Below are 24,298 nucleotides of genomic sequence, written 5' to 3' on the forward strand. Positions count from 1 at the left end.
GTGCGGGTGGACGGCGCGGGCGCCACCCACGACCTGCTCACCCACCTTGAAGCGCTGAACACCACCCGCCGCACGGTGCGCTACCTGGTCGGCTGGACCATCACCGACCTCGACGAACAGGCGATCGGACGGCTGCCCGCCACCGCCTGGCAAGAGTCCATCACCCAGGACGGTGACCTCCAACCGGGCTACCACGTGGCCGAGCTGACCGGCCTCAACCAGCGCCAGGGCTGGCCGCAGGGCATGCGGTTGCTGGTACGCCGGGTCCGTCCCTCGGCTCGGCACCGCAAGAACCTCACCGCCTTCGAACTGCGGACCGGCTGGAGGTACTCCATCGTCGTCACCAACATCGGCCGCATGTGGGGCATCGCCGGCTCCCACCACCCGCAATGGCTCGATGCCCTGGCCCGCGCACACGCCGTGGTCGAGGACCGGGTGCGTGCCGGCAAGGCGATGGGCCTTGCCAACCTGCCGAGCAAGGATTGGACCGTCAATTCCGGCTGGATGCTGGCCGCCAACCTCGGCCACGATCTGGACTGCTGGCTGCGCCTGCTCACCCTGCACGACCAAGATGGCCTGGACCGTGCGGAGCCGGACACCATGCGCTCCCGCCTCTACCACCTGCCCGCCCGGCTGGCCGCCCACGCTCGCCGCCGACATCTGCGCATCGAGCGGACCTGGCCCTGGGCTCGGGCATTCGTCCTGGCCTGGCAGCGACTCACCGACCTGCCCGCTCTCGCCTGAGAGCCGGATCCAACCGCGACGATCGAGGAAGGAGCCTCCTCCGGGCCCGTGGAACCCGGCGTCTCCGCAGCGTCATGCGATGGCCCGCCCCAACCGTACCGGGGACAATACGGGCGAACCGCGGAGCTGCTCACACAATCCAGCCCACTGAAGAATCGAGGCTGGTGGCCGAACGCGGCCTGGACCGCCGGTCGGTGGCGTTCATGGGTTACTGGCGCGAGGGCCGCTCCGAGCAGAACGAGTAATCACGGAACGCTCGGCCGCTTGAACCTCAGAGCAGTTCGGGCGGCGAGCTTCCCCATGCCCTTCAGAGCAGTTCGAGCGAGTCCCCCAGCACGGTGCGCAGTTCCTGCGGCGTCGGCGGCTTCGTCCAGGTCAGGCCGGGGCCGCCGGCGGCGATGAACCGGGGCACGACCTGCCGCAGCAGCGTCTCGGCATCGTCGTCCGGCCGCTCCTCGCGCGCCACCCGATAGAGGTCGAGCACCCGTCCGAGATCCACCATCATCGTGTTGATCTCACCGGCCCTCGACTCCCCCACCGCCGACTCCCCCACCGCCGATTCTCCCGCCACCGGCTTCCGCGCCGTGGCGTCCTCGACGGCGGCGTCTCCGGCGGCATCTGCGGTGGCATCTGCGGTGGCGGTGACTCCGCCAGCGGTGTCCCCACCCAGGGCAGTGCCCTTATCGGCGGCGCCCTCACCCGGGGCGGTGTCCTTGTCGGCGGTGCCCCCGACGACGACCACCCGCTCGGCGGCGTCGCCCTCGTCACCGCCACGGGCCAGCGCCTTGATGGGCGTGCCGTTGACGTGCGTGAGACCCGTCCCCCGCCCCTCATCGCCGGACTCCGCCACGAGCGCCGCGCCGGGCTCCTCGCCGGAGTTGTTCGTGGACGCCGTGCGGGGCTCCTCACTGGGGCCTGTGCCGGGGACGGCCACCTGTAGCGCGCCGAGGTGTGCCTCGGTCGTCCAGCCGCCGGACCGTACCGCGTCGCCCACCGTCTTGGCGAAGCGGGCGGCGTCCAGGCCGTCCACCTCCCCCTCCAGCCAGCGCGCCCGCAGGTGCAGCACGCCGGGCCGCTCGGCCGCCGCGAGCCGTTCCATCAGCGTCGCCACCGTCCCCTGCGGGTCGTGCAGCGCCGCGTCCCCCCGCGCCGCGAAGGCGTCGGCGAGCAGGTGCAGGGAGATCAGCCGAGGCGGTTCGTACGTCGTGAGCACCCCGTGCTCCTCATCGACCCGCACGGCGTCGCCGGCCTCGTGGTAGGCCCGCAGACCCTCCATGAACGCCGCCCGCCCCTCCGGCGTCAGCGGCAGCTCCCAGCCCCGCGCCGGCTCCGCCTCGAAATCGTCCGCCCCCGGCGCCCCGGAGGCGTCGCCACCCGCCGGGCTCCGGCGGAGCCACCAGGCCACCGTGCCGACCACGGCGGCGGCCAGCACTGCGACTGCGATTAACACGATTGTTGGTCCGCTTTCCCCTCGTACCTCTGACAGCGCTAGCAGCGTAGTGACCGCCCCTGACAAAAACCGGAAATTTCCCGAAATATCATCTGCTCGCCCTCCGCCGACGGGGCAGTCACCGGCGGCTGACAGAATTGGAAAGGTGACCGATGGCATCCTGACGGCCGACCAAATCCTCACGGCGGCACAAGACGTCCTGCGCCGCTACGGCCCGGCCAAGGCGACGGTGGTGGACGTGGCGCGCGCCCTCGGCGTCAGCCACGGCAGCGTCTACCGCCATTTCCCCAGCAAGGCCGCCCTTCGTGAGGCCGTCACCCAGCGCTGGCTCGACGAGACGCACGCCGAACTGGCCGCCGCCATGGCCAGCGACGTCCCCGCCGACGTACGGCTGCGGTCCTGGCTGGCGGCGCTGTTCGGCAACAAGCGCGCCAAGGCGCTGAAGGACCCCGAGCTGTTCGCCACGTACGTCACCCTGGTCAACGAGGCGAGCGAGGTCGTCGACCGGCACGTCGCGAGCCTGATCGAGGATCTCGGGCAGATCATCGCCGCCGGGGTCGCCCGGGGCGAGATGGTCGCCGCCGACCCGGCGGCGACGGCCCGCGCGGTCCTGCACGCCACGAGCGTCTTCCACAACCCCGCCCACTGCGCGACCTGGAGCCGCCCGGAAATCGAGGACGACTTCACCGCCGTGTGCGACCTCATCCTCCTGGGCCTGAAACCGCGCTGACGGTTGAAGATTCTTCCACCCCGGAATCAGAAATGTTTTCCTGAGGAATTCTCTTGTCCACCCGAATCAGAGCGGCCCTCTCGACGTGCGCGGACAGGCATGTACACTCCATTCCGGAAGCACACAGTCGCTCAATGTAACGCATGTATGACATCTGGTGCACACGGCATAAGGGCGGGTCCGCGCTACCGACAGGATGTTCCCGGCCCTGAGAGAGCGCGGAGCCGGACATGGATCCACTACACCTGACCACCAGCCGCCACAACGGGACCCTGACCCTCGCGGTGTCCGGGGAGCTTGACATAGCCACCACCGAGCTGCTGCGCAGCCACCTGCTCGCGCTGCTGCAGGAGGCCGGCCACTCCCCCCGGCCGGGGGCGGAGCTGATCGTCGAGGTGAGCCGATTGTCGTTCATCGACGCCGCCGGGCTCGGCATCCTCGTCTCCGTCCAGAACGCGGCACTCAACCAGCACACCCCGCTGCACATCTCGGGCGTGCCGCCGTCCATGTTGCGCCTTCTCCGCATCACCGGTCTGGACGAGCACCTGACCTGATCGCCCGCGCCCGGATGGCCGCCGGTAGGTTGACACGCGTGCCAACCATTGCGGTCCCCGATGAGCTGCCTCTCAAGCTGGACGACGGGTTCGAACGGATCAGGCGGGAGCTGAAGCTGCCCGCCGGCTTTCCCAGTGCCGTGATCGACGAGGCCTCGTGGGTGGCCCAGGTCCCGAGGCTGGACGCCCAGGACATGACGGACATCCCGTTCGTGACCATCGACCCGCCCGGCTCGATGGACCTCGACCAGGCCCTGCACCTGGAGCGGCTGCGCGACGGCTACCGCGTCTGGTACGCCATCGCCGACGTCGGCGCGTTCGTACGCCCCGGCAGCGTCATCGACACCGAGGCCCGCACGCGCGGCGCGACCGTCTACCTGCCGGCGGGCCGGGTGCCGCTGCATCCCCCCGTGTTGTCGGAGGACGCCGCCAGCCTGCTGCCCGGCGCGCTGCGCCCCGCCGTGGTGTGGCGCATCGACCTCGACGCGGAAGGGCGCATGATCGGCGCCGACGTGCTGCGCGCCCTCGTACGCAGCCGGGAGCGCTACGACTACGACTACGTGCAGGTCGTGCACGACACCGGGACGGGGGCCGGAGACGCCGACGGCGTCCTGGCACTGCTGGCCGAGATCGGCGAGCTCAGGCTGGCCCTGGAACGCGAGCGCGGCGGCGTCACCCTGCCCACCCCCGACCAGGAGGTGATGCACGGCGACGGTGGTTACCGCCTGGAGTTCCGGCTGCCGCTGCCCGCCGAGGCGTGGAACGCGCAGATCTCGTTGCTGACCGGCATGGCCGCCGCCACCATGATGCTCGACGCCGAGATCGGCATCCTGCGCGTGCTGCCCCCGCCACGGCCCGGCGACCTGGACAAGGTGCGCCGGGTGGCGCGCGCCCTGGACGTGCCGTGGCCAGAGGGGGCCGGGTACGGGGCGGTGGTGCACGGCCTGGACCCGAAGGAGGGCCGGCACGCGGCGTTCCTGCACGAGTCGAAGGTGCTGCTGCGCGGCGCCGGCTACGCCGCCTTCGACGGGGCGCCGCCGCGACAGGCCGAGCATGCGGCGGTGGCGGCCCCGTACGCGCACGTCACGGCCCCGCTGCGGCGACTGGCCGACCGCTACGCGACCGAGGTGTGCCTGGCGATCGCGGCCGGCGAGCCGGTCCCGTCCGACGTGCGGGCGGCGCTGCCGCTGCTGCCGGAACTCATGACCGCCTCCGGGCGGCGCGCGGGCGCGGTGGACCGGGCCTGCGTGGACCTGGTGGAGGCGTTCCTGCTGCGGGACCGGATCGGGCAGGCGTTCGAGGCGGTGGTGATCGACGTGGACGAGCGGCGCGGGGGCGGACAGGTCCAGCTCGTGGACCCCGCCGTGATCGCCCGTTGCGACGGGGCCCTCCCCCTGGGCGAGCAGGTCACCGTACGGCTGGCCAGGGCCGACCCGGCCACCCGCGAGGTCCGCTTCACGCTCGCCACCTGACGGTTATTGCTTCTTCAGCGGGCTCCAGCCGGCGCCCACGCCCATGAGGTGGAGCGCGAGGCAGAGCAGCCCGGCGGTGCTGAGCACCCCGGCGGTCAGCACGTCACCTGCGGCGACCCCGGCCACGTCGAACAGGAGTGCGAGGACGAAGAACAGCGCTGCGATGAGGGCGAACATGGGCAACCTCCGAACGTGCACCCGAACCCCGGCACCTTGTGGCGACCGTCTGTCGTCCGGGCGTCATATGTCTCTGACATGGGAGTTTCCCTGCCCATAGGGGAGAAAACTGGCGCTATGGTTACGCTGAGTATGCAATTGATGACACTATGTTGTCCAACCGGTCAGTATGTCCTGGCGCGCATCCCGTCACAGAACACCTCCGCCATCCGCACCGCCCCACCCCTGGCCAGCGAGCGCCGCTCGGCGGTCAGGCACCCGCGCAGCAGATCGTGCACGTCCCGCCCCGTCAGATCGGCGCGCACCGCGCCGGCCCGCTGCGCCCTGGCCAGCAGCCGGCCCAGCGCCGCGCCGAAGTCGTCGGCCAGGGTGGAGCCGGGCCGCAGCCCGACCTGCGGACCGGCCTGCGAACCGCCGTCCAGCATGTCGCACAACGCCTGATTGGCCGCCGCCTGCTCCACCACCCGTGCGAACCAGCCGAAGAACGCCCTGCCCGCGTCCTCGGCCGTGGCCAGCGCGCGGGCGTCGGCCACGAACCGCTCGATCCGCCCCAGCAGCACCGCCTCGAACAACGCCTCTTTGGTCGGGAAGTGCCGGTAGACGGTGCCGACCCCGAACCCGGCCCGCCGGGCGATCTCGTCGAAGGAGATGGTCAGGCCGTCGCTGGCCAGGGCCTCCTGGGCGATCTGCAGGACCCGCTCGCGGTTGCGCCGGGCGTCGGCGCGCAGCGGCCTGGCGGCGCTGTGGTCGTCGCCCATGACCTCGACCTTTCGGACAAACGGAGAGAGCTCTCCGATTCTACCGAGGCAATTCCCGGACATACCACCCAGAAAGCCCGCCGAAATGGCAACACCCGCCCCACGAAGACGCGGGACGGGTGCCACCGGGATGCCGGTTCACGAAGGCGCGGTCGGCAGCGCCGAGTCGACCGAGCCGTGCGAGCCAGCCGAGTCGGTCGTGCCGTTCGAGCCGTTCGAGCCGTTCGAGCCAGCCGAGCCGTTCGACCCGTTCGGGCGGGCCGAGCCGTCCGGAGGGGTCGAGCGGGCCGCCACGCCGACGCGCTTGAGCCGGATCCGCTCCTGTCTGGGCACCGGCTCCAGTTCCACCACGCGCGCCCCTTCCGGCACCTGCCGCAGGTCGTGCGTGATGAGCAGCGTGGTCCGCCCGGCCATGAGCCGCCGCAGCGGTTTCATCACCTGGGCGGCCGTGGCCTCGTCCAGCCCGTTCAGCGGCTCGTCGAGCACCAGTACCGGGCTGTCGCGCAGGATGGCCCTGGCGATCGCGATCCGCTGCCGCTGCCCGCCGGACAGCAGGCGCCCCCGCTGCCCCACCGGCGTGTCATACCCCTGGGGCAGCAGCTTGACGAAGGCGTGCACGCCGGACGCCTCCGCCGCCCTGATCACCTCATCGAGCGAGGCGCCCGGCCGGCCGTAGGCGATGTTGTCGCGTACCGAACCGGAGAACAGCAGCGTCTCCTGGTGCAGGACCGTGATGTTCTCCCGCAGCGACTGCCTGGTCAGGCCCCGTACGTCGGCGCCGTCCAGCAGGACGCGCCCGCTGTCGGGATCGTAGAAGCGCAGCAGCAGCTTGGCCAGCGTGGACTTGCCCGCCCCGCTCGGCCCCGACACGACCACGATCTCGCCCGGCTCGGCGGTGAACGTCACCTCACGCAACACCGGCCGCCCCCTGCCCGGGTAGGCGAAGCCGACCCGTTCGAAGGCGATCCGGCCGCCGCCCCTGCCCGCCGCCACGGCGCCGTCGGCGTCGGTGACGGTCGGAGCGGTGCGCAGGATCTCGATGACCCGGTCGGAACCGGCCGCCGCCTCCGCGACGGTCATGGCCAACTCGCCCAGGCCCTGGACGGCCGGGTAGAGCAGCGCCAGGTAGGCCGCGAAGGACAGCAGCCCGCCGAGCGTCAACCGGCCCGCCGCGATCTCCCACGCGCCGAACCCGAGGATGACGATCAGGCAGACGGTCTCGATGACCTGGACCACCGGGCTGTAGAGCCCGGCCAGCCAGGCCTGGGCCATGTTGGCGCGCAGCCAGCCCCTGCCCTCGCCGTGCAGCCGCCTGGACTCCGCGCCCTGCCGGTTGTAGGCCTGTACGAGCGGCTGGTTGGCCAGCCCCTCCTCCAGGACGCTGTTCATCGCGCCGTTGCTGGCCCGCTCGCGCGCCGCCGCCGACCTGAACCGGCCCGCGAACATCTTCGAGACCACCAGGAACAGCGGGATCAGCGCCATGGTCAGCAGCGCCAGGTCCCAGCGGATGAAGAACGCCGCCCCCGCGAAGAAGACGACGCTGGCGGCCGTGGTGATCGCCCTGACCAGCCCGGACCCGACGAGTTCCTCGATGGCCTCGATGTCGTCGGTCATGCGCGCCATCAGGTCGCCCAGCCGCCGCTTCTCGGAGAAGTCGGGGGCGAGCGTCTGCAGGTGCGCGTACACGCGGTCGCGCAGGGCCAGCAGGAAACGTTCGGCGCCCAGCGCGGTGGCGTACGCGCCGGCGAAGGACGCCACCCCGGCCAGGGCCGCGAGCCCGAGCCAGCAGAGTGCGGGGATCCAGAAGGCCCCCAGGTTCCGGGTCGTCAGCACCTCATCGGTGATGTGCCCGAACAGGCGGATCGCGGCGACTTCGCAGAGCGCGGCCAGAATGGCGAAGACCACCCCGGCCGCGAACAGCCGCCGCAATCCGCGAGTGTCCGGCCAGAACTCGCGAAAGGTGCGGCGAATGGAAACCGCCGGTGCGAGTTCACGGCCGGAGACGTTCAAGGAGAGCCGGCGGCGCAGCCGCCGGCTCTCAACTTCGGGGTCTAGCACCCCCACCACCGGCGGCGGCCACAGCAGCTGTACCTGCGGTAGCAGCGACGCCGGCGACGGCAACCCCATCCTTGCCGGTATCCGACCTGAGTGAGATTCGTGTTCGCCATGATTCCTCCCCCGTTGGCGGAACACTGACAAAACGGACGCTAGCACTGTAACTGCGATAAATCAGCAGATAATCTGCGATTTCAGAGAGACTTGACTGGTAAAATCAGGCCGGAAAGGCGAACCCGACCGGCGCGTAAAGTCGCCGACGAAAGCGTAAAAGCACAAGGCGCGGCAAGGCGAAAGCAAAAGCTGCCCCTGAGAACCGGCTCTCAGGGGCAGCTCCCAAGAAACGTCAGGTGAGCGACGAGTACGCCACCACGCCACGCCGCATCGCGTCCACCGCCTTGCCCGCCGTCTGCTTGATCTTGCTGCCGGGCGGCGCCGCGTTGCCGAGCTGGCCCAGCAGGTCCATCAGCTGCTTGACCCACCGCACAAAGTCGCCCGCCGCCAGCTCGTTGCCGTTGATGCCCTCCATGAGCACCGCGTCCAGGCTGTGCCCCTTCGTCCAGCGGAACGCCGCCCACGCGAACCCCAGATCGGGCTCCCTGATCGTCGACAGCCCATGATCGGACTCGATGCCCTCCAGCTCACCCCACAACCGGATCATCGCCGACAACGCGTCCTGCGCCCGCCCGGCCGGGATCTTCGGCCTGCGGGCGTCGTCGGACGCCCGCGACTCGAACACCAGCGCCGACACGCACGCCGCCAGCTCCGCCGGCTCCAGCTCCTCCCACAACCCGCCCCGCAGGCACTCTGCCGTCAGCAGGTCCAGCTCCGTGTACAGCCGGCCCAGCCTGCGGCCCTCGTCGGTGACCGCCTCCCCGTCGAGGTAGCCGAGCTGCTCCAGCACCGAGCAGATCCGGTCGAACGTACGGGAGATGACGTGCGAACGCCCCTCCACCCGGCGGCGCAACCCCTCGGTCTCGCGCAGCAGCTTGTAGTACCGCTCCGCCCAGCGGGCATGATCCTCCCGCTCGTCACAACCGTGGCACCCATGCTGCCGGATGCTCCGCCGCAACTCGTTGACCTCGTCGTCCTCCACCGCGTGATCACGCGCCCTGGCCGGCTTGCCCAGATCACGATCACCCATCTTGGCCAGCAACGTGGAGACCAGGTTGGCGCGTTCCTTCGGCGAGCGGCCGTTGAAGTTCTTCGGGATGCGCAACTTCTCCAGCGGCTCCACCGGCACCGGGAAGTCCGCCGGATCCAGCTTCTTGACCTGCTTGCCGATCGTCAGCACCAGCGGGCTCGGCCCCGTGCCGCGCGGATTGCGGCCCGGGTCCAGCACGATCGCCAGCCCCGCCCGCCGCCCGCCGGGCACCCGGATCACATCACCCGGCTGCAGCGCCTCCAAGGACTTCACCGCCGCCGCCCGGCGCGCCGCGCCCCGCTGACGCGACAGCTCCGCCTCCCGGTCCGACAACCGCCGTCGCAACGCCGCGTACTCGGGGAAATCACCCAGATGGCACGTCATGGCCTCCTGGTAGCCCTCCAGGGCCTCCTCCTGCTTACGCAGCTGCTTGGCCAGCCCCACGACCGCCCGGTCCGCCTGGAACTGCGCGAACGACTCCTCCAGCAGCGTCCTGGCGCGCTCCCTGCCGAACTGGCCCACCAGGTTGACCGCCATGTTGTACGACGGCTGGAAACTCGACCGCAGCGGATACGTACGCGTGCCCGCCAGCCCCGCCACCGACAGCGGATCCATGCCCTGCTGCCACAACACCACCGCGTGACCCTCGACGTCGATCCCGCGCCGCCCCGCCCGCCCGGTCAGCTGGGTGTACTCCCCCGGCGTCAGATCGGCGTGCGTCTCGCCGTTCCACTTGTCCAGCTTCTCGATCACCACGCTGCGAGCCGGCATGTTGATGCCCAGCGCCAGCGTCTCGGTCGCGAACACCGCCTTGACCAGCCCGCGCGTGAACAGCTCCTCCACGACTTCCTTGAAGGCCGGCAACATGCCCGCGTGATGCGCGGCCAGCCCCCGCTCCAGGCAGTCGCGCCACTCCAGGTAACCCAGCACCGCCAGGTCCTCGTCCGGCAGGTGCGCCGTGCGCTCGTCCACCAGCTGCCTGATCTCGTGCCGCTCACGGTCGCTGGTCAGCCGGATCCCCGCATGCAGGCACTGCTGCACCGCCGCGCCGCAACCCGCGCGCGAGAAGATGAACGTGATCGCCGGCAGCAACCCCTCGGCGTCCAGCTTCTCGATCACCTGCACCCGGTCCGGCGGACGCGAACGCTGCGGCCTGCCGTACCCGCGCCGCCCCCGCCCGGACGTCAGCCGCTCGGCGTCCCGCGTCACCCGCATCAGCGTCGGATTGATGCGCGGCGTCAGGTCGTCGGTCATGAACAGGTCGTAGATGCGGTTGCCGACCATCATGTGCTGCCACAGCGGCACCGGCCGATGCTCATCGACGATCACCGTCGTGTCGCCGCGCACCTCGCCCATCCACTCGCCGAACTCCTCGGCGTTGCTCACCGTCGCCGACAGCGCCACCAGCCTGACCGAGTCGGGCAGATGGATGATGACCTCTTCCCACACCGCGCCACGGAAGCGGTCGGCCAGGTAGTGCACCTCGTCCATCACCGCGAACCCGAGCCCCGCCAGCGTGGCGGAGCCGGCGTAGAGCATGTTGCGCAGCACCTCGGTCGTCATGACCACGATCGGCGCCTCGCCGTTGACGCTGTTGTCGCCCGTCAGCAGGCCGACCTTGGCGGTGCCGTAGCGTTTGACCAGGTCGTTGTACTTCTGGTTGGACAGCGCCTTGATCGGGGTGGTGTAGAAGCACTTGCGGCCCTGCTCCAGGGCCAGGTGCACGGCGAACTCGCCGACGACCGTCTTGCCCGACCCCGTGGGCGCCGCCACCAGCACCCCGTCACCGGCCTCCAGGGCCCGGCAGGCGTCGAGCTGGAAGTCGTCCAGCTCGAAGTCGTACAGACTCCGGAACGATCTGAGCGCGGCCCCCTCGTCACCGTGTTTCTGACGGAAGGCCGCGTAACGTTCCGCTGGCGTTGTCATACCCGCCAGCCTACCGAAATCGCCATTCCGGTCCGTCCCGCCTATTCCGGCCGCCGGGCCGGATCGGGCCCGGCCGGCGCCTTTACATTGTAGATTTCAAACGATGACGCGCAGCGCGCCTGGTCGGACCTCGCAGTGCAGCGGGACCTCGCCCACCCGTTCGCCATCGGCGTAGGCGACCGCGCTTCCCATCGCCTTCGCGGGGGCCGCCGGACCGGCGGCCTCCACCCGCACGCTGCGCACCCGCCGCACCGACACGGCCCGGTGCCCGACGTGCGTGCCCCGGTAGACGCTGGGGAACACCCGCAGGAACTCGCCCTTGGACACCGCCCCCAGGATCATCACGTCCAGCAGCCCGTCGTCGGGCCTGGCGTCCGGGCAGACCCGCATCCCGGCGCCGTACGAACGCGTGTTGGCCACCGCCACCAGCATGGCCTCCCGCTCGATCACCTCCGCCTCGTCGAGCGTGATCCGGAACGGGATCGGCCGGAACAAGCGCAGCTCCTGTGCCATCGCCAGCACGTATTTGGACATCCCGGCGGGCCAGGTGAGCCGGTTGGCCCGCTCGTTGACGCGGGAGTCGAACCCGCAGCACACCACCCCGGCGAACAACTCCTCGCCGGCCCCCGCGCGGACACGGGCGGCGTCCACCGTGCGCGGCCTCATGCGCAGCACGGTCCTGGCCGCCGCGACGGGGTCCCCGAGGGGCAACCCGAGCGCGGAGGCGATGTCGTTGCCGGTTCCCACCGGGATGATGCCGAGCGGCACGTCGGTGCCGGCCACGGCCTGCACGGCCAGGTGGACCAGGCCGTCGCCGCCGAAGGCCACGAGCGCGTCGGGACGCTCGGACACGGCGGTGCAGGCGCGTTCCAGCGCGTCGGTGGCGTCGTCGCCGACGATCACCGACAGTTCGGCCCCTCCGGCGCGCAGGCGGCGCGCCACGGGCTCGAGCAGGCGCAGCGTACGCCCGCCGCGTGCGGCGGGGTTGACGAGCAGAGCGAGTTGTGGGGACACGCCCGGAACCTACCGTCTGCCGGGCGGAACCGGAATGCCCTTACCGCTTGTCCACCGCGGGCGGGTCGTCGTCCAGCGGCGTCGGGTCGTCGTAGGAGGAGTCGTCCTCGGCCAGCGGGGAGGCCTCGTCGTCCGACAGGCCGGCGAACTCCTCGGCCGGGTGGCGCTTCTCGCGCAGGTACATGAACAGCTCGGCCACGAAGTACAGGCCGATCATCGGCGCGGCCAGCGCCATCATCGTGAGCGGCTCGCCGCCGGGCGTGACCACGGCGCCGAAGACGAACATCGCGAAGACGACCATGCGGCGGTGCTTCTTCACGGTCGCGTGCGAGAGCACCCCGATGATGTTGAGGAACACCAGGAGCAGCGGCAGCTCGAAGGAGATCCCGAAGATCAGGATCATGATCAGCACGTAGTCGAGGTAGTCGTCGATGCCGATCGTGGCGACGGTGCCGTCGAGCGAGAAGCTCAGCAGGATGCCGAGGCTGGTGTCCATGATGAAGTAGGCCAGCGCGGCGCCGAGCACGAACAGCGGGACGGCCAGCCCCATGAACGTGATCGAGTACCGCTTCTCGTTGCGGTAGAGCGCGGGCGTCACGAACGCCCAGATCTGATACAGCCAGACCGGTGAGGAGACCACCAGCCCGATCATCAGCGAGACCTTCAGCGTGATGAAGAAGGACTGGAAGATGCCACTATAGGTGAGCGCACACTCACCCCCGGTGAGCTGGCGGGACGCATCGGTCTCGCAGTAAGGCGCCTTGATCATCGCCCAGGTCGGATCGAAGAGGAACCAGCCGATGATGACGCCGACGACGAGCGCGCCGAGCGCGATCAGCAGCCGGTTGCGCAGCTCGCGCAGATGCTCCATGAGGGGCATGCGGCCCTCTGGATCGGGCGACGGCTGACTTCTAGACCGTTTGAGCAGCGCCATCTAAGCGTCCTGGGGATGAGGAGGGATGGGGGTCAGGCGCGCTTGTCGCCCTGCGTGCCGGCACTGGCGCGCAGCTTGGCGGCCTGCTCCTCAAGCTGGCGGGCCTGCTCCTCGGCCGAGAGCGCCGGGGCCGGAGCCGGGGCGGGCGCGGCGGGGGCGGCCTGGATCGGCTGCGGCTGCACGGGCGCGGGCTGCGGCTGGGCCGGGGCCTGCGTCTGGGCCTGGACGTGGTGCTGGGTGTCGTCGTCGTCATCGTCGCGCAGCTTGGCGGTCTCGGACTTGAAGATGCGCAGCGACCGGCCGACGCCCCGCGCCATGTCGGGCAGCTTCTTCGCACCGAACAGCAGGATGAGTGCCAGGAGGATGAGCAGAAGTTCAGGAACTCCGAGGTTCGGCATGAAACGTCCTTTGGTAACGAGTGCCTGTTTCAGCCACGATCGTACGCTGCCCGGGGCGTGGTCTCATCCCCCCGGTTCGTCAATCTGGCCCGCCCCGGCTCAAGCTGGGCTTTCGCCGTGGCGATTTCCCTATTCAGGATACGTGCAGCGGCGACGACGCGGGCACCCGCGACGCCGAGCACGACCAGCCCGGCCACGCCCAGCCCCGCCGACAGATAGATCCACGTCATGAGTGGTGAGCGTACAGGGCCAGGGCCCGGCCGGCCTCCCGGCGTACGGTCTCGGCCATGTCGGGCGGCGAGACGACCCGGCCCGTGTCGCCCAGGCGCAGCGCCAGCTTGAGTATCCAGTCCTCGTCGCGGGCCCGCAGCGCCACCCGCAGCCGCCCCTCCCCCAGCTCGGTGACCTGCTCGCACGGGTAGTACTCGGCCACCCAGCGCCCGGCCGCGCTCAGCTCCAGCTCGACCAGCTCGTCGGTCGGCGAGGGCCGGAAGACCCCGGCGGCCACGTCCCTGGGCTCGGCCCCGGCGGGCGGGTCGGCGGGCACGTCGAGCACGTCCACGCCGAGCACCCGGTCCAGGCGGAACAGCCGCATGGCCTCGGCCCGGTAGCACCAGCCCTCCAGGTAGGCGCGGCCGTCCACGACCACGACCCGCATGGGGTCCACCTCGCGCGGCGTCACCTCGTCGCGGCCCTGCACGTAGTAACGCAGCGACAGCCTGCGCCCCTTGGTCAGCCCCTCACGTACCCGGGGCAGCGCGTCGGGGGCGGCGTCCACGTCCACGGCGACCTGGCTGCTGACGGTGGCGGCGCCCTCCCCCGCGGCCCGCTCCAGCTTGGCCATGACGCGCGGCAGCGCGTCACCGGGAACCTCGGCGAGCTCGGGGGTGGCGGCCAGCATGCGCAGCGCCACCAGCAGCGCGCTGGCCTCGTCGATGCCGAGCCGCAGCGGCCTGCCGATGGTGTCGGCGTTGTCGATGATGATCTCGCCGCCGTCCCAGGAGACGTCGATGAGGTCGCCGGGGGTGTGGCCCGGCAGCCCGCACATCCACACGAGCTGCAGGTCGTCGATGAGCTGCTTCTCGCTCAGCCCGAACACCCCGGCCACCTCGCCGACCTGCGCCCCGGGATGGGACATCAGGTACGGCACCAGCGCCAGCAGCCTCGGCAGCCGATCGGCCGACCCGCTCATTCGCCCTCCTCCACCGGCCCGGTGATCGCCCCGCTCACACCATCGCCCCCTTGAGTCTGCTGATGACCGCCTCGCGGGCGTCCGGCGGCCCGACGACCTCGACGTCGGCGCCGAGGCTGGCCATCCAGCCGGCCAGCCGGTCGGGGTCGGTGAAGGCCAGCTCCGCCTCGTCCCACCCGCCGGTGCCGGGATGCACGGCCCTGGCCAGCTGCCGCACGCCCTCGCACGCCCCCTGGCGTACGCGTACGACGGCGACCCGCTCCTCCAGCGGCTCGTCGGGGAAGCCCACCATGGCCTTCAGATCGACGCCCTCGGGCACCTCGACCACGCCCGCCCGGCCCGCCGCGGCGACCTGGCCGGAGATGCGGCTGAGCCGGAAGACGCGCGGGGCCTTTCTGTCCCGGTCGAACCCCGCCAGATACCAGCGGCCGCGCCGGCTGACCACGCCCCACGGCTCGACGGTGCGGCCGCGCACGGTCTCGCTGCCGGAGGCGCGGTAGTCGAAGCGCACCACGCGCCGGTCGCGCACGGCGTCCCACAGCGCGGGGAAGGCCGGGTCGCGGGTGTCCACGCGCAGCTCCAGCGCCCCGGTGCCGACGGGCTGGTCGGTCGCCACGCCGCCGGCCCGCAGCTTCAGCAGCGCCCCGGAGGCGGCCTCGGCCAGGCTGGCGCGCTGCCAGACCTGGGCGGCCAGGCCCAGCACGGCGGCCTCGTCGGGTTCGAGGGTGATCTCGGGCAGCTCGTAGGACTCCCGCTCGATCCGGTAGCCCGGCTCGTCCTCCCAGGGGTCGCGCACGACGTCGATGGGGATGCCGATCTCGCGCAGCTCGTTCTTGTCACGCTCGAACATGCGCTGGAACGCCTCGTCGCCATCGCGGTCGTAACCGGGCACGGCCTGGCGGATCTGCTCGGCCGAAAGGGGCCGCCTGGTGGCGAGCAGGCAGATCACCAGATTGAGCAACCGTTCTGTCTTCCGGCGCGACATCTGCCTCACTCCTCCTTCATCGACGCTACCCTGCCCCCGTGATCAGATGGCGCAAGGGCGAGGTCGTACGGATCCGACGCGAGTGGCCGGGAGCGGTGGAACTGGACGTCACCGTCCCCGAAGGGGAGTGCCGGGCACTGGCGTATCCACCGTTGGTGGGCCGCCCGGAACCCGGCGACGAAGTGCTGCTCAACACGACCGCGCTCGCGATGGGTCTCGGTACGGGAGGTTACGCCATGGTGGTGGCCGTCCCGAACCGTTTGCCGGAAGATCCGCGGGGTCCCGGGCACCTGGTGAAGGCCAGGTACACGCCGCTGCAGGCCACGGTGCAGGGCGCGGACGAGCAGGATTCCCCGCATCACGCCAGGTTGCGGGAGGCGGACTCGCTGGACGGCATGCCGGTGATCGTGGCCGATCTGCACTCGGCGCTGGCGCCGATCCTGTGCGGCCTGTACGCCTCCAGGCCCGGGGTGCGGGTCGCGTACGTGATGCAGGACGGCGGCGCGCTGCCGGTCTGGTTCTCGATGGCGGCGGCGAAGTTGCGGGAGACCGGCTGGCTGGCCGGCGTGATCACGGTGGGCCAGTCGTTCGGCGGCGACCTGGAGGCGGTCACGGTGCACACCGGGCTGCTGGCGGCCAGGCACGTGATGGAGGCCGAGGTCGCGATCGTCGCGCAGGGCCCCGGCAACCTCGGCACCGGCACCCGCTGGGGCTTCTCGGGCGTCGCGGCGGGCGAGGCGGTCAACGCGGCGGGCGTGCTGCTGGGGCGTCCCGTGGCGGCGCTGCGGGTCAGCGACGGCGACAAACGCGAGCGCCACTACGGCGTCTCACACCACTCGCTGACCGCCTACGGCCGGGTGGCGCTCTCGCCCGCCCAGGTGCCGGTGCCGGAGTTGCCGGGCGAGTTCGGGGAGCGGGTCAGGGACCAGGCCGAACTGCTGGCCGTACGGCACCGGCTGGTCTCCGTCCCCGTGGACGGCCTGCACGAGGAGCTGCGTAGATCACCGGTCAGGCTGTCCACGATGGGCAGGAAACTGGATGAGGACCTGCCCTACTTCCTGGCCGCGGCGGCGGCGGGCAGGCTGACCGCCTCGCTGCTGTCGTAGGAGTCCTTGAACGTGAACGCCTCCGGGCTCGGCCCTTCGGCCCTGAGGCGCTCCAGCCGCGCCATCCCCTCCGCCAGGGTGGGGATGACCCCCTCCGGCACCCACCACATCACCATGTACGGCTCCGCCATGCGCAGGAACCACTCCCTGCGCCGCCGCAGCACGCCCAGGTGGGCGCTGCGGTAGGCGTAGTTCCACAACGTCTCCAGCGACTCCCACACCGAGAAGTTGACCAGCAGGTGGTCGCCGTAGTCGTGGATCACGGTCGCGGTGGGGTCGCTCTCGCTCTCCTTCAGCCGCCACACGAACCCGGGGGCCTCGTCGGCGATGTCGTTGATCGGTTCGAGCAGGGCGACGAACTCGGCGAGCTCGGCGCTGTCGATGGGCGCGCGCAGATGGGCGATGTTGAGCTGGGCCAGATGCATGGGAGCCAGCACACCATCACCCGCCTTCTATGTCAACGTCTGTTTGTTTTAGAGAGACGCAGCACTCCCCCGGCCGCGGGTCCAGCACCGCCCGCCCGGGATCGTCGCCGAGCGCCTCCAGCAGCCCCTGGCACAGGGCCAGGTTCATCGAGCACACCAGCAGCGGCTGCTCCTCGGCCAGCGCGTGGAAGGGGCAGTTGCGCAGCCGCAGCCGCCCGCCCTCGTTGTACGGCTCGTAGCCGCGCTCGCCCAGCACCCGCTCGACCGGCTCACCCGGGCGCCGCCCGGCCAGCCGCGCGCCCGCGGTCCGCGCCGCCCGCTCCGCCTGCTCCTCGGCGCCGAGCGCGTCCACCACGTCGGCCAGGACGGAGGCGAGGGCGGCGTAGTCGCGCGGCGGCAGGCTCACCGACCGCTCGGCCCTGGCCCTGCGGTACACCTTGGCCGGCCGGCCGCTGCCGGGGCCCTTCTTGTCCTGCCGCCGGAAACCGCTCTCCAGCAGGCCCGCCTCGACCAGCTTGTCCAGGTGGTGTCCGGCCAGCGTCCTGGACACGCCCGCGGCCTCGGCGGCCTCGCCGCGGCCGACGTCTCCGCCCCGGGAGGCGACGACGTCGTACAGGCTGCGGCGGACGGGGTCGTGCAACAGGGCCAGCGCCCCGAGGTCGTCGCTACTCACAGCCGGAGTCTACGAAAAGCTCCCGCCCTCACGTGCCCGTACGGCCAGCCCGCACGCTCGGCCCGCACGGTCAGCACGCACGGTCAGCCCGCACGCGGCCCGCACGGTCAGTACGCGGCGATGACGTCCACGACGAAGACGAGCGTGTCGGAGCCCTTGATGCCGTACGCGGAGTGGCCGGCGTCGCCGTACCCGTAGGCGGGCGGGACAATCATCAGGACGCGGCTGCCCGCGGGCACGCCGGCCAGCGCCCTGTCCCACGCCTTGATCATGGTGCCGTCGCCGAGCTTGAACGCCCTGGGGCCACCGCTCTTCCAGGTCGCCTCGAAGACGCGGCGGTGGCGCCAGATCGCGGCCTCGTACTGGGCGACGACGAGCTGCCCCGACCGCGTCCTGCGCCCTTCGCCCCTGGTCAGCACCTTCGCCGTGAAGGCGGCGGGCGGCGCGCCGGCGGGCACGGCCAGCGCGGGCCTGGCGCCGCCGCCGACCCTGACCCCGGCCAGCGCGCCCGCGCCCGAATCGACCGAGGCGCCCTTGGGGTGCGCGCCGAGGATGTCGACGACGTAGAACAGCTCCTCGCCGGCGCCGATGCCCTGCGGCGGATTGGCGCCGAAGCCGTCGGAGGGCGGGATGGCGGCGATGACCCTGCTGCCCACCCTGCGGCCCTTCAGCGCCCGTTCCAGCCCCGGCAGCAGCCCTTCCAGCGGGAACGCGGCCGGGGTGCCCCGGTTGAAGCTGGAGTCGACCAGGCGGTTGCCGCCGCCGTCCCAGACGTGCGCCGTGTACTGGACGATCGCCACGTCGCCGGTGTCCAGCGGCTCGCCCTTGCCCGCGGTCAGCTCGTCCACCTGCAGCCCGGCGGCCGGTTCGCCGTCGGGGAAGACGATCGTCGGCCGGGCTCCGAACGAGCCCCCGACCTCCAGGTCCAGTTCTTGCGCGGTCTCGCCCTCCGTACAGCCCGCCAGCAGCAGGGGCGCGAGCAGCAGCAGTGCGGCGGCGTGGCGGCGCATCGGTCCTCCCAACGCGGAGCGGCCCGGCGGCGTCACGCCACCGGGCCTGGCGATGCTACCGCCATGGGAGAGCCCGCGTCAGCAGGCTCCTCGGAGAGAGCCCGCGTCAGCAGGCTCTTCTGGGAGAGCGCGCGTCAGCGGGCGGCCAGGACGTCCACCACGAACACCAGCGTGCTGTTGCCGGGGATGCCCTGCTGCTCGTCCTTGCCGTAGCCGAGGTCCGGCGGGATGCTCATCACCACGCGGCTGCCGACCGGCACCCCGGCCAGCCCCTTCTGCCAGCCCTGGATCACCTGCGCGAGCGGGAACTCGGCCGGCTCGCCCCGCTCCCAGCTGGAGTCGAACTGCTTGTCGCTGCCCCAGATCTTGCCGGTGTAGTGCACGGTGAGCGTCTGGTTGGCCGCCACCTTGGCGCCGGAGCCCTTGATGACGGTCTTGACGACGAGGTCCTTGGGCGCCTTCTCCTCGGTCTTGGTGGTCAGCGTGGGCGCCTTCTCGCCGCCCGGGTTGTCCACCTTGACGCCCTTGATCGCCTCGTCGGTCGCCTCGCCGGAGGCGGCCTTCGGCTGCGTGCCGACCACGTCGAACACGAACACCTTGGTCGGCTCGGCCGCCGTGGAGGGCGAGGCCGACGGCTGCTGCTGCGGGGGGATGGAGTCGTTGGCCAGCACCGCCAGCAGCCGGCCGCCGTGCTTGACCTTGGTGAAGCCCTCCTGCAGCACCTGCGGGATCTGCTGGTTGACCGAGATGGTCTCCGGCAGCTTGGTGTCGTAGGAGGAGCCCTGGGCGGCGTTGCCCTTGCCGTCCCAGTTGTAGACGGTCAGGTTGACGACCACCCGGTCGCCGGCCTTGACGTCGTTGCCGGTGCCCGGCTGGATCACCTGGTAGGACGACTTCGTCGCGGGCGAGCCGGAGGGGAAGGTCACCGTGGGCTTGGCGCCCACGTCCCCGGTGACCTTGACCCCGGCCCCGGACGACCCGCCCGAAGCCGGGGAGGCCGTGCTCGCGCCGTCGTCGGAGCCGCACGCGGCGGCGAACAAGAGCATTGGCACGGCGGCCAGTACGGCCAGAGCGCGTCGCATGGGGTTCCCTCGGGACAGACGTCAGATTCGCGTCACCCTACCCGACTCCCCGGTAGGGCCGAGGTAAACGGAACACCACGTTCCGCGCCGACGACCCGCCCGCCTGACCGTTATTTCGCACCGACGGCCCATCCGCCTGGCCGATGTGGGCCCGCCCCCCTGCCCGCGGACAGGCCCGTTCGCCCGCCCGTACTCACATGCCCGCGATGAGCTTGTCCACCCTCTCGTCCACGCTGCGGAACGGGTCCTTGCACAGCACAGTGCGCTGCGCCTGGTCGTTGAGCTTGAGATGCACCCAGTCCACGGTGAAGTCGCGCCGCTTCTCCTGCGCCTTGCGGATGAACTCGCCGCGCAACCGCGCCCTGGTCGTCTGCGGCGGCACCGACTTGGCCTCGAAGATCTTCAGGTCGGACGCCACCCGCTCCACCGAGCCGCGCTTCTGCAGCAGGTAGTACAGACCGCGCTTGCGGTGCACGTCGTGGTAGGCCAGGTCGAGCTGGGCCACCCGGGGCGAGGACAGCGGCAGGTCGTACTTCTTCCTGTACCGCTCGATGAGCTGGTACTTGGTCACCCAGTCGATCTCCCGCGAGACCAGGTCGAGGTTGCCGGTGTCGACCGCGTTCAGCGTGCGCTCCCACAGCTCCAGCACCCGGTGGGCGATGGCGTCGCCGCCGCGGCGGTCGACGAAGTCCTTCGCCTTGGACAAATATTCCTGCTGGATCTCCAGGCTGGAGGCCTCGCGCCCGTTGGCCAGGCGCACCCTGCGCCGGCCGGTCATGTCGTGCGAGACCTCGCGGATGGCCCTGATCGGGTTCTCCAGCGACAGGTCGCGCATCACGGTGCCCGACTCGATCATGCGCAGCACCAGGTCGGTGGCGCCGACCTTGAGCAGCATGGTGGTCTCGCTCATGTTGGAGTCGCCCACGATGACGTGCAGGCGCCGGAAGCGCTCCGCGTCGGCGTGCGGCTCGTCCCTGGTATTGATGATCGGCCGGGAACGGGTGGTGGCGCTGGAGACGCCCTCCCAGATGTGCTCGGCCCGCTGCGAGACGCAGTAGACCGCGCCGCGCGGCGTCTGCAGCACCTTGCCCGCCCCGCACACGATCTGCCGCGTCACCAGGAACGGGATCAGCACGTCCGCCAGCCGCCCGAACTCGCCATGCCGGCCGACCAGGTAGTTCTCGTGGCAGCCGTAGGAGTTGCCGGCCGAGTCGGTGTTGTTCTTGAACAGGTAGATGTCACCCGCGATGCCCTCTTCGCGCAGCCGTTTCTCGGCGTCCACGAGCAGGCCCTCAAGGATGCGCTCGCCCGCCTTGTCGTGGGTGACGAGCTCGATGACGTTGTCACACTCGGGTGTTGCGTATTCAGGATGGCTGCCCACGTCGAGATAGAGACGTGCGCCGTTGCGGAGGAAGACGTTGCTCGATCGGCCCCAGGACACGACCCGCCGGAACAGGTAGCGCGCGACCTCATCGGGGGACAGCCTGCGCTGGCCCCTGAACGTGCAGGTCACGCCGTACTCGTTCTCCAGCCCGAAGATGCGACGATCCATCACCTCACACTATGCCCACGGATCGGCGAGCGGGAGAGATCTTCCCGGGTGTTTTCCCACCGGGCCCTGTATGCCCGCATTGTCATGCGCCGCTTCGCCCCCGCGCCCGCCCCTGCGAGGCGCGGGTGCCGCAGAGCATGTCAAGGGGTGTAGATCTCCTGGACCTGAACGATCTGCCCCTTGTGGACGGTGATGAGCGCGGGGTGCCCCACGCGGCCGTGCCGCTTGATCAGCGTCGCCTTGGAGCACCGCTTGGCGCCGAGGCCCGACGTGCGGCCGACGGTGAGGTCCCCGCCGGCGGACTTGCACCCGTACGCGGACAGGAAGATCACGTTCTTGGCGATGGGCGAGGCGTAGGCCATGACCTGGCCCTCCGGCGGGCCCTCGAACTGACCCTCGGTGTACTTGCCCTTCTTCCACCTGATCGGCTCGTACTCGGCGACGCCGCCGCGCACGTAGGTGATCTGGCCGCGCAGGATGCCGTTACGGCGGGAGTGGATGCCCTTGGTGAAGTCGTGCCCGGGGTCGGGCTGGAACGTGGTGCCGAAGACCTTCGGGGCCTTGTACTTGGGGAACGTCGTGGCCGCTTCGGCGGCCATACCCGAACTGAGCATCACGGCCGCCGCGGCACCCGCCGCGATGAGGCCGCGCAAGGAAGTGTTCACGGTTTCTAAGATCCTCGATCACCCTGAGGGGTTCGGGCGAGCCGGAGTGATACAGGTCACATCCCACGGCAATAACCCCCAACCCGAAACCGCCCTCCCACTCCACAATCCCACGGGACCGCCCCACAACCACCCGCCTCCGACGCCGCGCCCGCCTCGCACGCCGGAACTGCCCGCCTGCCATCTGAGCCCGCCCGCACCGCCTCAGGGCACCGCCACCGGCCTGCCATCTGAGCCGCCCCACCGCCTCAGGGCCCGCCACCCTCCTGCGAGCTGCCCGAGCTCCTGCAGCCACTGACAGCTCTCGACCGCTGAGCCCACACCGGCGGCGCACCCGATCCCCTGAGCGGTCGGTCGGGCGCCGCGGTCCCGGACCCGTCAGCGGGGGGTGAACAGCGGCGGGGACCGCCGTGGCGGCCCCCGCGACGGCGGGAGCCGGCCCCAGTGGCCGTCCCCGCCGGAAACTCCTCGTGCACGCCCTTACAGCGGCGGCGACGTCCCGTCGTCCACGTCCCCGTCGGGCCCCGTGGGCGGGCCGGTGGGCGGTCCCGTGGGCGGCGGCGTGTCACCGCCGAGCCCGGACTCCCCGGGCGGCGGCGGGGTCGTGGTGACGGCGGGCTGGGTGGTGGTCTGGCCGAGCAGGCGCTCCAGCCTCGCCCCCGTCAACCGCAGGAACTTGCGGTGCTCGCGGTTGCGGTCGAGCACCGCAACCTCCAACTGCCCCACCGGCGGCCGCTCCCCGCCGGGCTCAGTCAGCGCCACCAGCGCCACCTCCAGCGCGTCGGCCAGGGACATCGACTCGCGGTAGCGCTCCTTCAGCCGCGTCGCCACCGCCTCGGCCTGGCCGCCCATGGCCGCGAAGCCGTGCTCGTCGAAGACCGACCCGTCGAACGTCAGCCGGTAGATCGCGTCGCCGTCCTTGTTCTCGCCCACCTCGGCGACGACGACCTCCACCTCCAGCGACTTGATCGACTCGGTGAAGATGCGGCCCAGGTTGGAGGCGTACAGGTTGGCCAGGCCGCGGCCGGTCACGTCGGAGCGGTCGTAGGTGTAGCCGTTGACGTCGGCGTAGCGGATGCCGCCGAGCCGCAGCTCCTCGAACTCGTTGTAGCGGCCCACCGCCGCGAACCCGATCCGGTCGTAGATCTCACTGATCTTGTGCAGCGCCCGCGACGGGTTGGGCGCCACGAACAGGATGCCGTCCACGTACTGCAGCACGACGACGGAGCGCCCCCGCGCGATGCCCTTGCGCGCGTAGTCGGCCTTGTCCCGCATGATCTGCTCGGGGGAGGCATATCCAAAAGGCATGGACACGTGTGGTGGTCCTTTCTAGCGCAGCGGGGCGATGGGGCCGTCGGGCGAGATCATGCGGGCCTCGAGCATCTGCTCCACGTAACCGGAGACCTGCTCCTCACCCAGCCGGCGGAAGCCGTCGGCGTCGATCACCGACACGATGGGCCAGATCTTCCTGGTCACATCGGGCCCGCCGGTCGCCGAGTCGTCGTCGGCGGCGTCGTACAGGGCCTGGATCAGCGTCATCGCCATGTCGTCGGCCGACGAACCGTCGCGGTAGAGCTTCTTGAGCGACCCGCGCGCGAAGATCGAGCCGGAGCCGATCGCGTCGTACCTGTCCCGCTCGTACGGCCCGCCCGCCACGTCGTAGCTGAAGATGCGGCCCTCGTCCTTGTCCGGGTCGTAGGCGGCGAACATGGGCACCACCACCAGCCCCTGCATCGCCATGGCCAGGTTGCCCCTGATCATGTTGGCCAGCCGGTTGGCCTTGCCCTGGACCGACATCTGCCGGCCCTCGACCTTCTCGTAGTGCTCCAGCTCCACCCGGTAGAGACGGGCGAACTCCAGGCCCGTGCTGGCCGTGCCCGCGATGCCCATGCACGAATAGTCGTCGGCGCGGAACACCTTCTCCACGTCACGCTGCGAGATGATGTTGCCCGACGTCGCCCGGCGGTCGCCCGCCATGATCACACCGCCGGCGAAGGTGGCGGCCACGATCGTGGTCGCGTGCGGAACCTGGTCGCCGATCGGGGTGGCCAGCACCTCATCCCGCCGCGGCAACAATTCCGGCGCATACGAGCTGACGAACTCCGTGAACGAGGAATTTCCGGTGTTGCGGAAAATCTGGTTCACCAAGCCGGCGGGCAGATCCCTGTGCGATGCCACGCGACTCCCTCCAAACGTTCAGTGTTCCTAGGGCGACCCTACTCATGTTGCGTTGCTGTCTGCACTTCCCACGA

24 protein-coding genes are annotated in these 24,298 nt (G+C 70.8%); 5 read left to right on the forward strand and 19 right to left on the reverse strand.

Annotated elements, in window-relative coordinates; genetic code table 11:
• Positions 1 to 744, forward strand: a 744-nt coding sequence (locus tag AB0I81_RS49565) for a transposase (RefSeq protein ID WP_360673804.1), incomplete at its 5' end; no start/stop codon positions are given.
• Positions 745 to 1,051: 307 nt separating this feature from the next.
• Here the strand turns inward: AB0I81_RS49565 and AB0I81_RS49570 are convergent.
• The gene (locus tag AB0I81_RS49570) at positions 1,052 to 2,194 is read right to left on the reverse strand and encodes a hypothetical protein (RefSeq protein ID WP_360673807.1); all 1,143 of its coding nucleotides are present in this window, start codon (positions 2,192 to 2,194) and stop codon (positions 1,052 to 1,054) included.
• A 145-nt stretch (positions 2,195 to 2,339) separates the two neighbouring features.
• Between AB0I81_RS49570 and AB0I81_RS49575 the strand changes: the two genes are divergently transcribed.
• From AB0I81_RS49575 to AB0I81_RS49585, 3 genes are all read left to right on the forward strand, one after another.
• On the forward strand, positions 2,340 to 2,924 hold the full coding sequence (locus AB0I81_RS49575; protein ID WP_360673810.1) for a TetR family transcriptional regulator: 585 nt from the start codon (positions 2,340 to 2,342) through the stop codon (positions 2,922 to 2,924).
• A 230-nt stretch (positions 2,925 to 3,154) separates the two neighbouring features.
• Positions 3,155 to 3,478, forward strand: coding sequence for an STAS domain-containing protein (locus AB0I81_RS49580; RefSeq protein WP_360673813.1), 324 nt, complete (start codon positions 3,155 to 3,157; stop codon positions 3,476 to 3,478).
• Positions 3,479 to 3,516: 38 nt separating this feature from the next.
• Positions 3,517 to 4,950 carry an RNB domain-containing ribonuclease gene (locus AB0I81_RS49585; protein WP_360673816.1) on the forward strand — a complete coding sequence of 478 codons (1,434 nt, stop codon included), beginning with the start codon at positions 3,517 to 3,519 and terminating at the stop codon, positions 4,948 to 4,950.
• Positions 4,951 to 4,953: 3 nt separating this feature from the next.
• Here AB0I81_RS49585 and AB0I81_RS49590 read toward each other — a convergent pair whose 3' ends face one another.
• The 10 genes from AB0I81_RS49590 to AB0I81_RS49635 form a co-directional block, all read right to left on the reverse strand.
• Positions 4,954 to 5,127, reverse strand: a complete 174-nt coding sequence (locus tag AB0I81_RS49590; RefSeq protein ID WP_360673819.1) for a hypothetical protein — start codon at positions 5,125 to 5,127, stop codon at positions 4,954 to 4,956.
• Positions 5,128 to 5,291: 164 nt separating this feature from the next.
• Positions 5,292 to 5,885: a helix-turn-helix domain-containing protein gene (locus AB0I81_RS49595; RefSeq protein WP_360673821.1), complete on the reverse strand. Its 594-nt coding sequence runs from the start codon at positions 5,883 to 5,885 to the stop codon at positions 5,292 to 5,294.
• A gap of 138 nt (positions 5,886 to 6,023) precedes the next feature.
• Entirely contained in the window at positions 6,024 to 7,814 is a 1,791-nt protein-coding gene (locus AB0I81_RS49600) for an ABC transporter ATP-binding protein (protein ID WP_360673824.1), read from the reverse strand.
• Between the two features lie 472 nt (positions 7,815 to 8,286).
• Positions 8,287 to 11,010, reverse strand: coding sequence for a DEAD/DEAH box helicase (locus tag AB0I81_RS49605; protein WP_360673827.1), 2,724 nt, complete (start codon positions 11,008 to 11,010; stop codon positions 8,287 to 8,289).
• 96 nt (positions 11,011 to 11,106) lie between these two features.
• On the reverse strand, positions 11,107 to 12,024 hold the full coding sequence (locus tag AB0I81_RS49610; protein ID WP_360673830.1) for a YegS/Rv2252/BmrU family lipid kinase: 918 nt from the start codon (positions 12,022 to 12,024) through the stop codon (positions 11,107 to 11,109).
• A gap of 40 nt (positions 12,025 to 12,064) precedes the next feature.
• On the reverse strand, positions 12,065 to 12,895 hold the full coding sequence (gene tatC, locus AB0I81_RS49615; RefSeq protein WP_360673833.1) for a twin-arginine translocase subunit TatC: 831 nt from the start codon (positions 12,893 to 12,895) through the stop codon (positions 12,065 to 12,067).
• Positions 12,896 to 12,990: 95 nt separating this feature from the next.
• Positions 12,991 to 13,356, reverse strand: a complete 366-nt coding sequence (gene tatA / locus AB0I81_RS49620; protein WP_360673836.1) for a Sec-independent protein translocase subunit TatA — start codon at positions 13,354 to 13,356, stop codon at positions 12,991 to 12,993.
• 29 nt (positions 13,357 to 13,385) lie between these two features.
• Positions 13,386 to 13,586, reverse strand: a complete 201-nt coding sequence (locus AB0I81_RS49625; RefSeq protein WP_360673839.1) for a hypothetical protein — start codon at positions 13,584 to 13,586, stop codon at positions 13,386 to 13,388.
• Entirely contained in the window at positions 13,583 to 14,548 is a 966-nt protein-coding gene (locus AB0I81_RS49630; RefSeq protein WP_360673842.1) for a WYL domain-containing protein, read from the reverse strand. Before AB0I81_RS49630 ends, AB0I81_RS49625 begins: the two co-directional genes overlap by 4 nt.
• Before the next feature lie 34 nt (positions 14,549 to 14,582).
• Entirely contained in the window at positions 14,583 to 15,533 is a 951-nt protein-coding gene (locus AB0I81_RS49635; protein WP_360673845.1) for a WYL domain-containing protein, read from the reverse strand.
• A gap of 38 nt (positions 15,534 to 15,571) precedes the next feature.
• Here AB0I81_RS49635 and AB0I81_RS49640 point away from each other — a divergent pair, with 38 nt between their 5' ends.
• A complete protein-coding gene (locus tag AB0I81_RS49640; protein ID WP_360673848.1) occupies positions 15,572 to 16,639 on the forward strand; it encodes a DUF3866 family protein in 1,068 nt (355 codons plus the stop codon).
• Here AB0I81_RS49640 and AB0I81_RS49645 read toward each other — a convergent pair.
• From AB0I81_RS49645 to prcB, 8 genes are all read right to left on the reverse strand, one after another.
• Positions 16,585 to 17,073: a DUF3291 domain-containing protein gene (locus AB0I81_RS49645; protein ID WP_360674217.1), complete on the reverse strand. Its 489-nt coding sequence runs from the start codon at positions 17,071 to 17,073 to the stop codon at positions 16,585 to 16,587. The two genes, AB0I81_RS49640 and AB0I81_RS49645, sit on opposite strands and share 55 nt — an antisense overlap.
• 7 nt (positions 17,074 to 17,080) lie before the next feature.
• Entirely contained in the window at positions 17,081 to 17,737 is a 657-nt protein-coding gene (locus tag AB0I81_RS49650) for a helix-turn-helix domain-containing protein (protein WP_360673851.1), read from the reverse strand.
• Between the two features lie 107 nt (positions 17,738 to 17,844).
• Positions 17,845 to 18,747, reverse strand: a complete 903-nt coding sequence (locus AB0I81_RS49655) for an FKBP-type peptidyl-prolyl cis-trans isomerase (protein WP_360673854.1) — start codon at positions 18,745 to 18,747, stop codon at positions 17,845 to 17,847.
• Between the two features lie 134 nt (positions 18,748 to 18,881).
• On the reverse strand, positions 18,882 to 19,829 hold the full coding sequence (locus tag AB0I81_RS49660) for an FKBP-type peptidyl-prolyl cis-trans isomerase (RefSeq protein WP_360673857.1): 948 nt from the start codon (positions 19,827 to 19,829) through the stop codon (positions 18,882 to 18,884).
• Positions 19,830 to 20,022: 193 nt separating this feature from the next.
• Positions 20,023 to 21,381: a Pup--protein ligase gene (gene pafA, locus AB0I81_RS49665; protein WP_344995632.1), complete on the reverse strand. Its 1,359-nt coding sequence runs from the start codon at positions 21,379 to 21,381 to the stop codon at positions 20,023 to 20,025.
• 140 nt (positions 21,382 to 21,521) lie between these two features.
• The gene (locus AB0I81_RS49670) at positions 21,522 to 22,046 is read right to left on the reverse strand and encodes a hypothetical protein (protein ID WP_360673860.1); all 525 of its coding nucleotides are present in this window, start codon (positions 22,044 to 22,046) and stop codon (positions 21,522 to 21,524) included.
• A gap of 480 nt (positions 22,047 to 22,526) precedes the next feature.
• Positions 22,527 to 23,354, reverse strand: coding sequence for a proteasome subunit alpha (gene prcA / locus AB0I81_RS49675; protein ID WP_360674220.1), 828 nt, complete (start codon positions 23,352 to 23,354; stop codon positions 22,527 to 22,529).
• Positions 23,355 to 23,375: 21 nt separating this feature from the next.
• On the reverse strand, positions 23,376 to 24,224 hold the full coding sequence (gene prcB, locus AB0I81_RS49680; protein WP_360673863.1) for a proteasome subunit beta: 849 nt from the start codon (positions 24,222 to 24,224) through the stop codon (positions 23,376 to 23,378).
• Positions 24,225 to 24,298: the final 74 nt, after the last annotated feature.

Origin of the sequence: Nonomuraea sp. NPDC050404, from assembly GCF_040655495.1 — a bacterium.
GTDB lineage: Bacteria > Actinomycetota > Actinomycetes > Streptosporangiales > Streptosporangiaceae > Nonomuraea.

Coding starts and splice junctions, on each gene's coding strand:
- pafA (WP_344995632.1), bottom strand. CDS start 21,381: ATGGATCGTCGCATCTTCGGGCTGGAGAACGAGTACGGCGTGACCTGC.
- AB0I81_RS49590 (WP_360673819.1), bottom strand. CDS start 5,127: ATGTTCGCCCTCATCGCAGCGCTGTTCTTCGTCCTCGCACTCCTGTTC.
- tatA (WP_360673836.1), bottom strand. CDS start 13,356: ATGCCGAACCTCGGAGTTCCTGAACTTCTGCTCATCCTCCTGGCACTC.
- AB0I81_RS49580 (WP_360673813.1), top strand. CDS start 3,155: ATGGATCCACTACACCTGACCACCAGCCGCCACAACGGGACCCTGACC.
- AB0I81_RS49625 (WP_360673839.1), bottom strand. CDS start 13,586: ATGACGTGGATCTATCTGTCGGCGGGGCTGGGCGTGGCCGGGCTGGTC.
- tatC (WP_360673833.1), bottom strand. CDS start 12,895: ATGGAGCATCTGCGCGAGCTGCGCAACCGGCTGCTGATCGCGCTCGGC.
- AB0I81_RS49630 (WP_360673842.1), bottom strand. CDS start 14,548: ATGAGCGGGTCGGCCGATCGGCTGCCGAGGCTGCTGGCGCTGGTGCCG.
- AB0I81_RS49660 (WP_360673857.1), bottom strand. CDS start 19,829: ATGCGACGCGCTCTGGCCGTACTGGCCGCCGTGCCAATGCTCTTGTTC.
- AB0I81_RS49595 (WP_360673821.1), bottom strand. CDS start 5,885: ATGGGCGACGACCACAGCGCCGCCAGGCCGCTGCGCGCCGACGCCCGG.
- prcA (WP_360674220.1), bottom strand. CDS start 23,354: ATGCCTTTTGGATATGCCTCCCCCGAGCAGATCATGCGGGACAAGGCC.
- AB0I81_RS49605 (WP_360673827.1), bottom strand. CDS start 11,010: ATGACAACGCCAGCGGAACGTTACGCGGCCTTCCGTCAGAAACACGGT.
- AB0I81_RS49635 (WP_360673845.1), bottom strand. CDS start 15,533: ATGTCGCGCCGGAAGACAGAACGGTTGCTCAATCTGGTGATCTGCCTG.
- AB0I81_RS49655 (WP_360673854.1), bottom strand. CDS start 18,747: ATGCGCCGCCACGCCGCCGCACTGCTGCTGCTCGCGCCCCTGCTGCTG.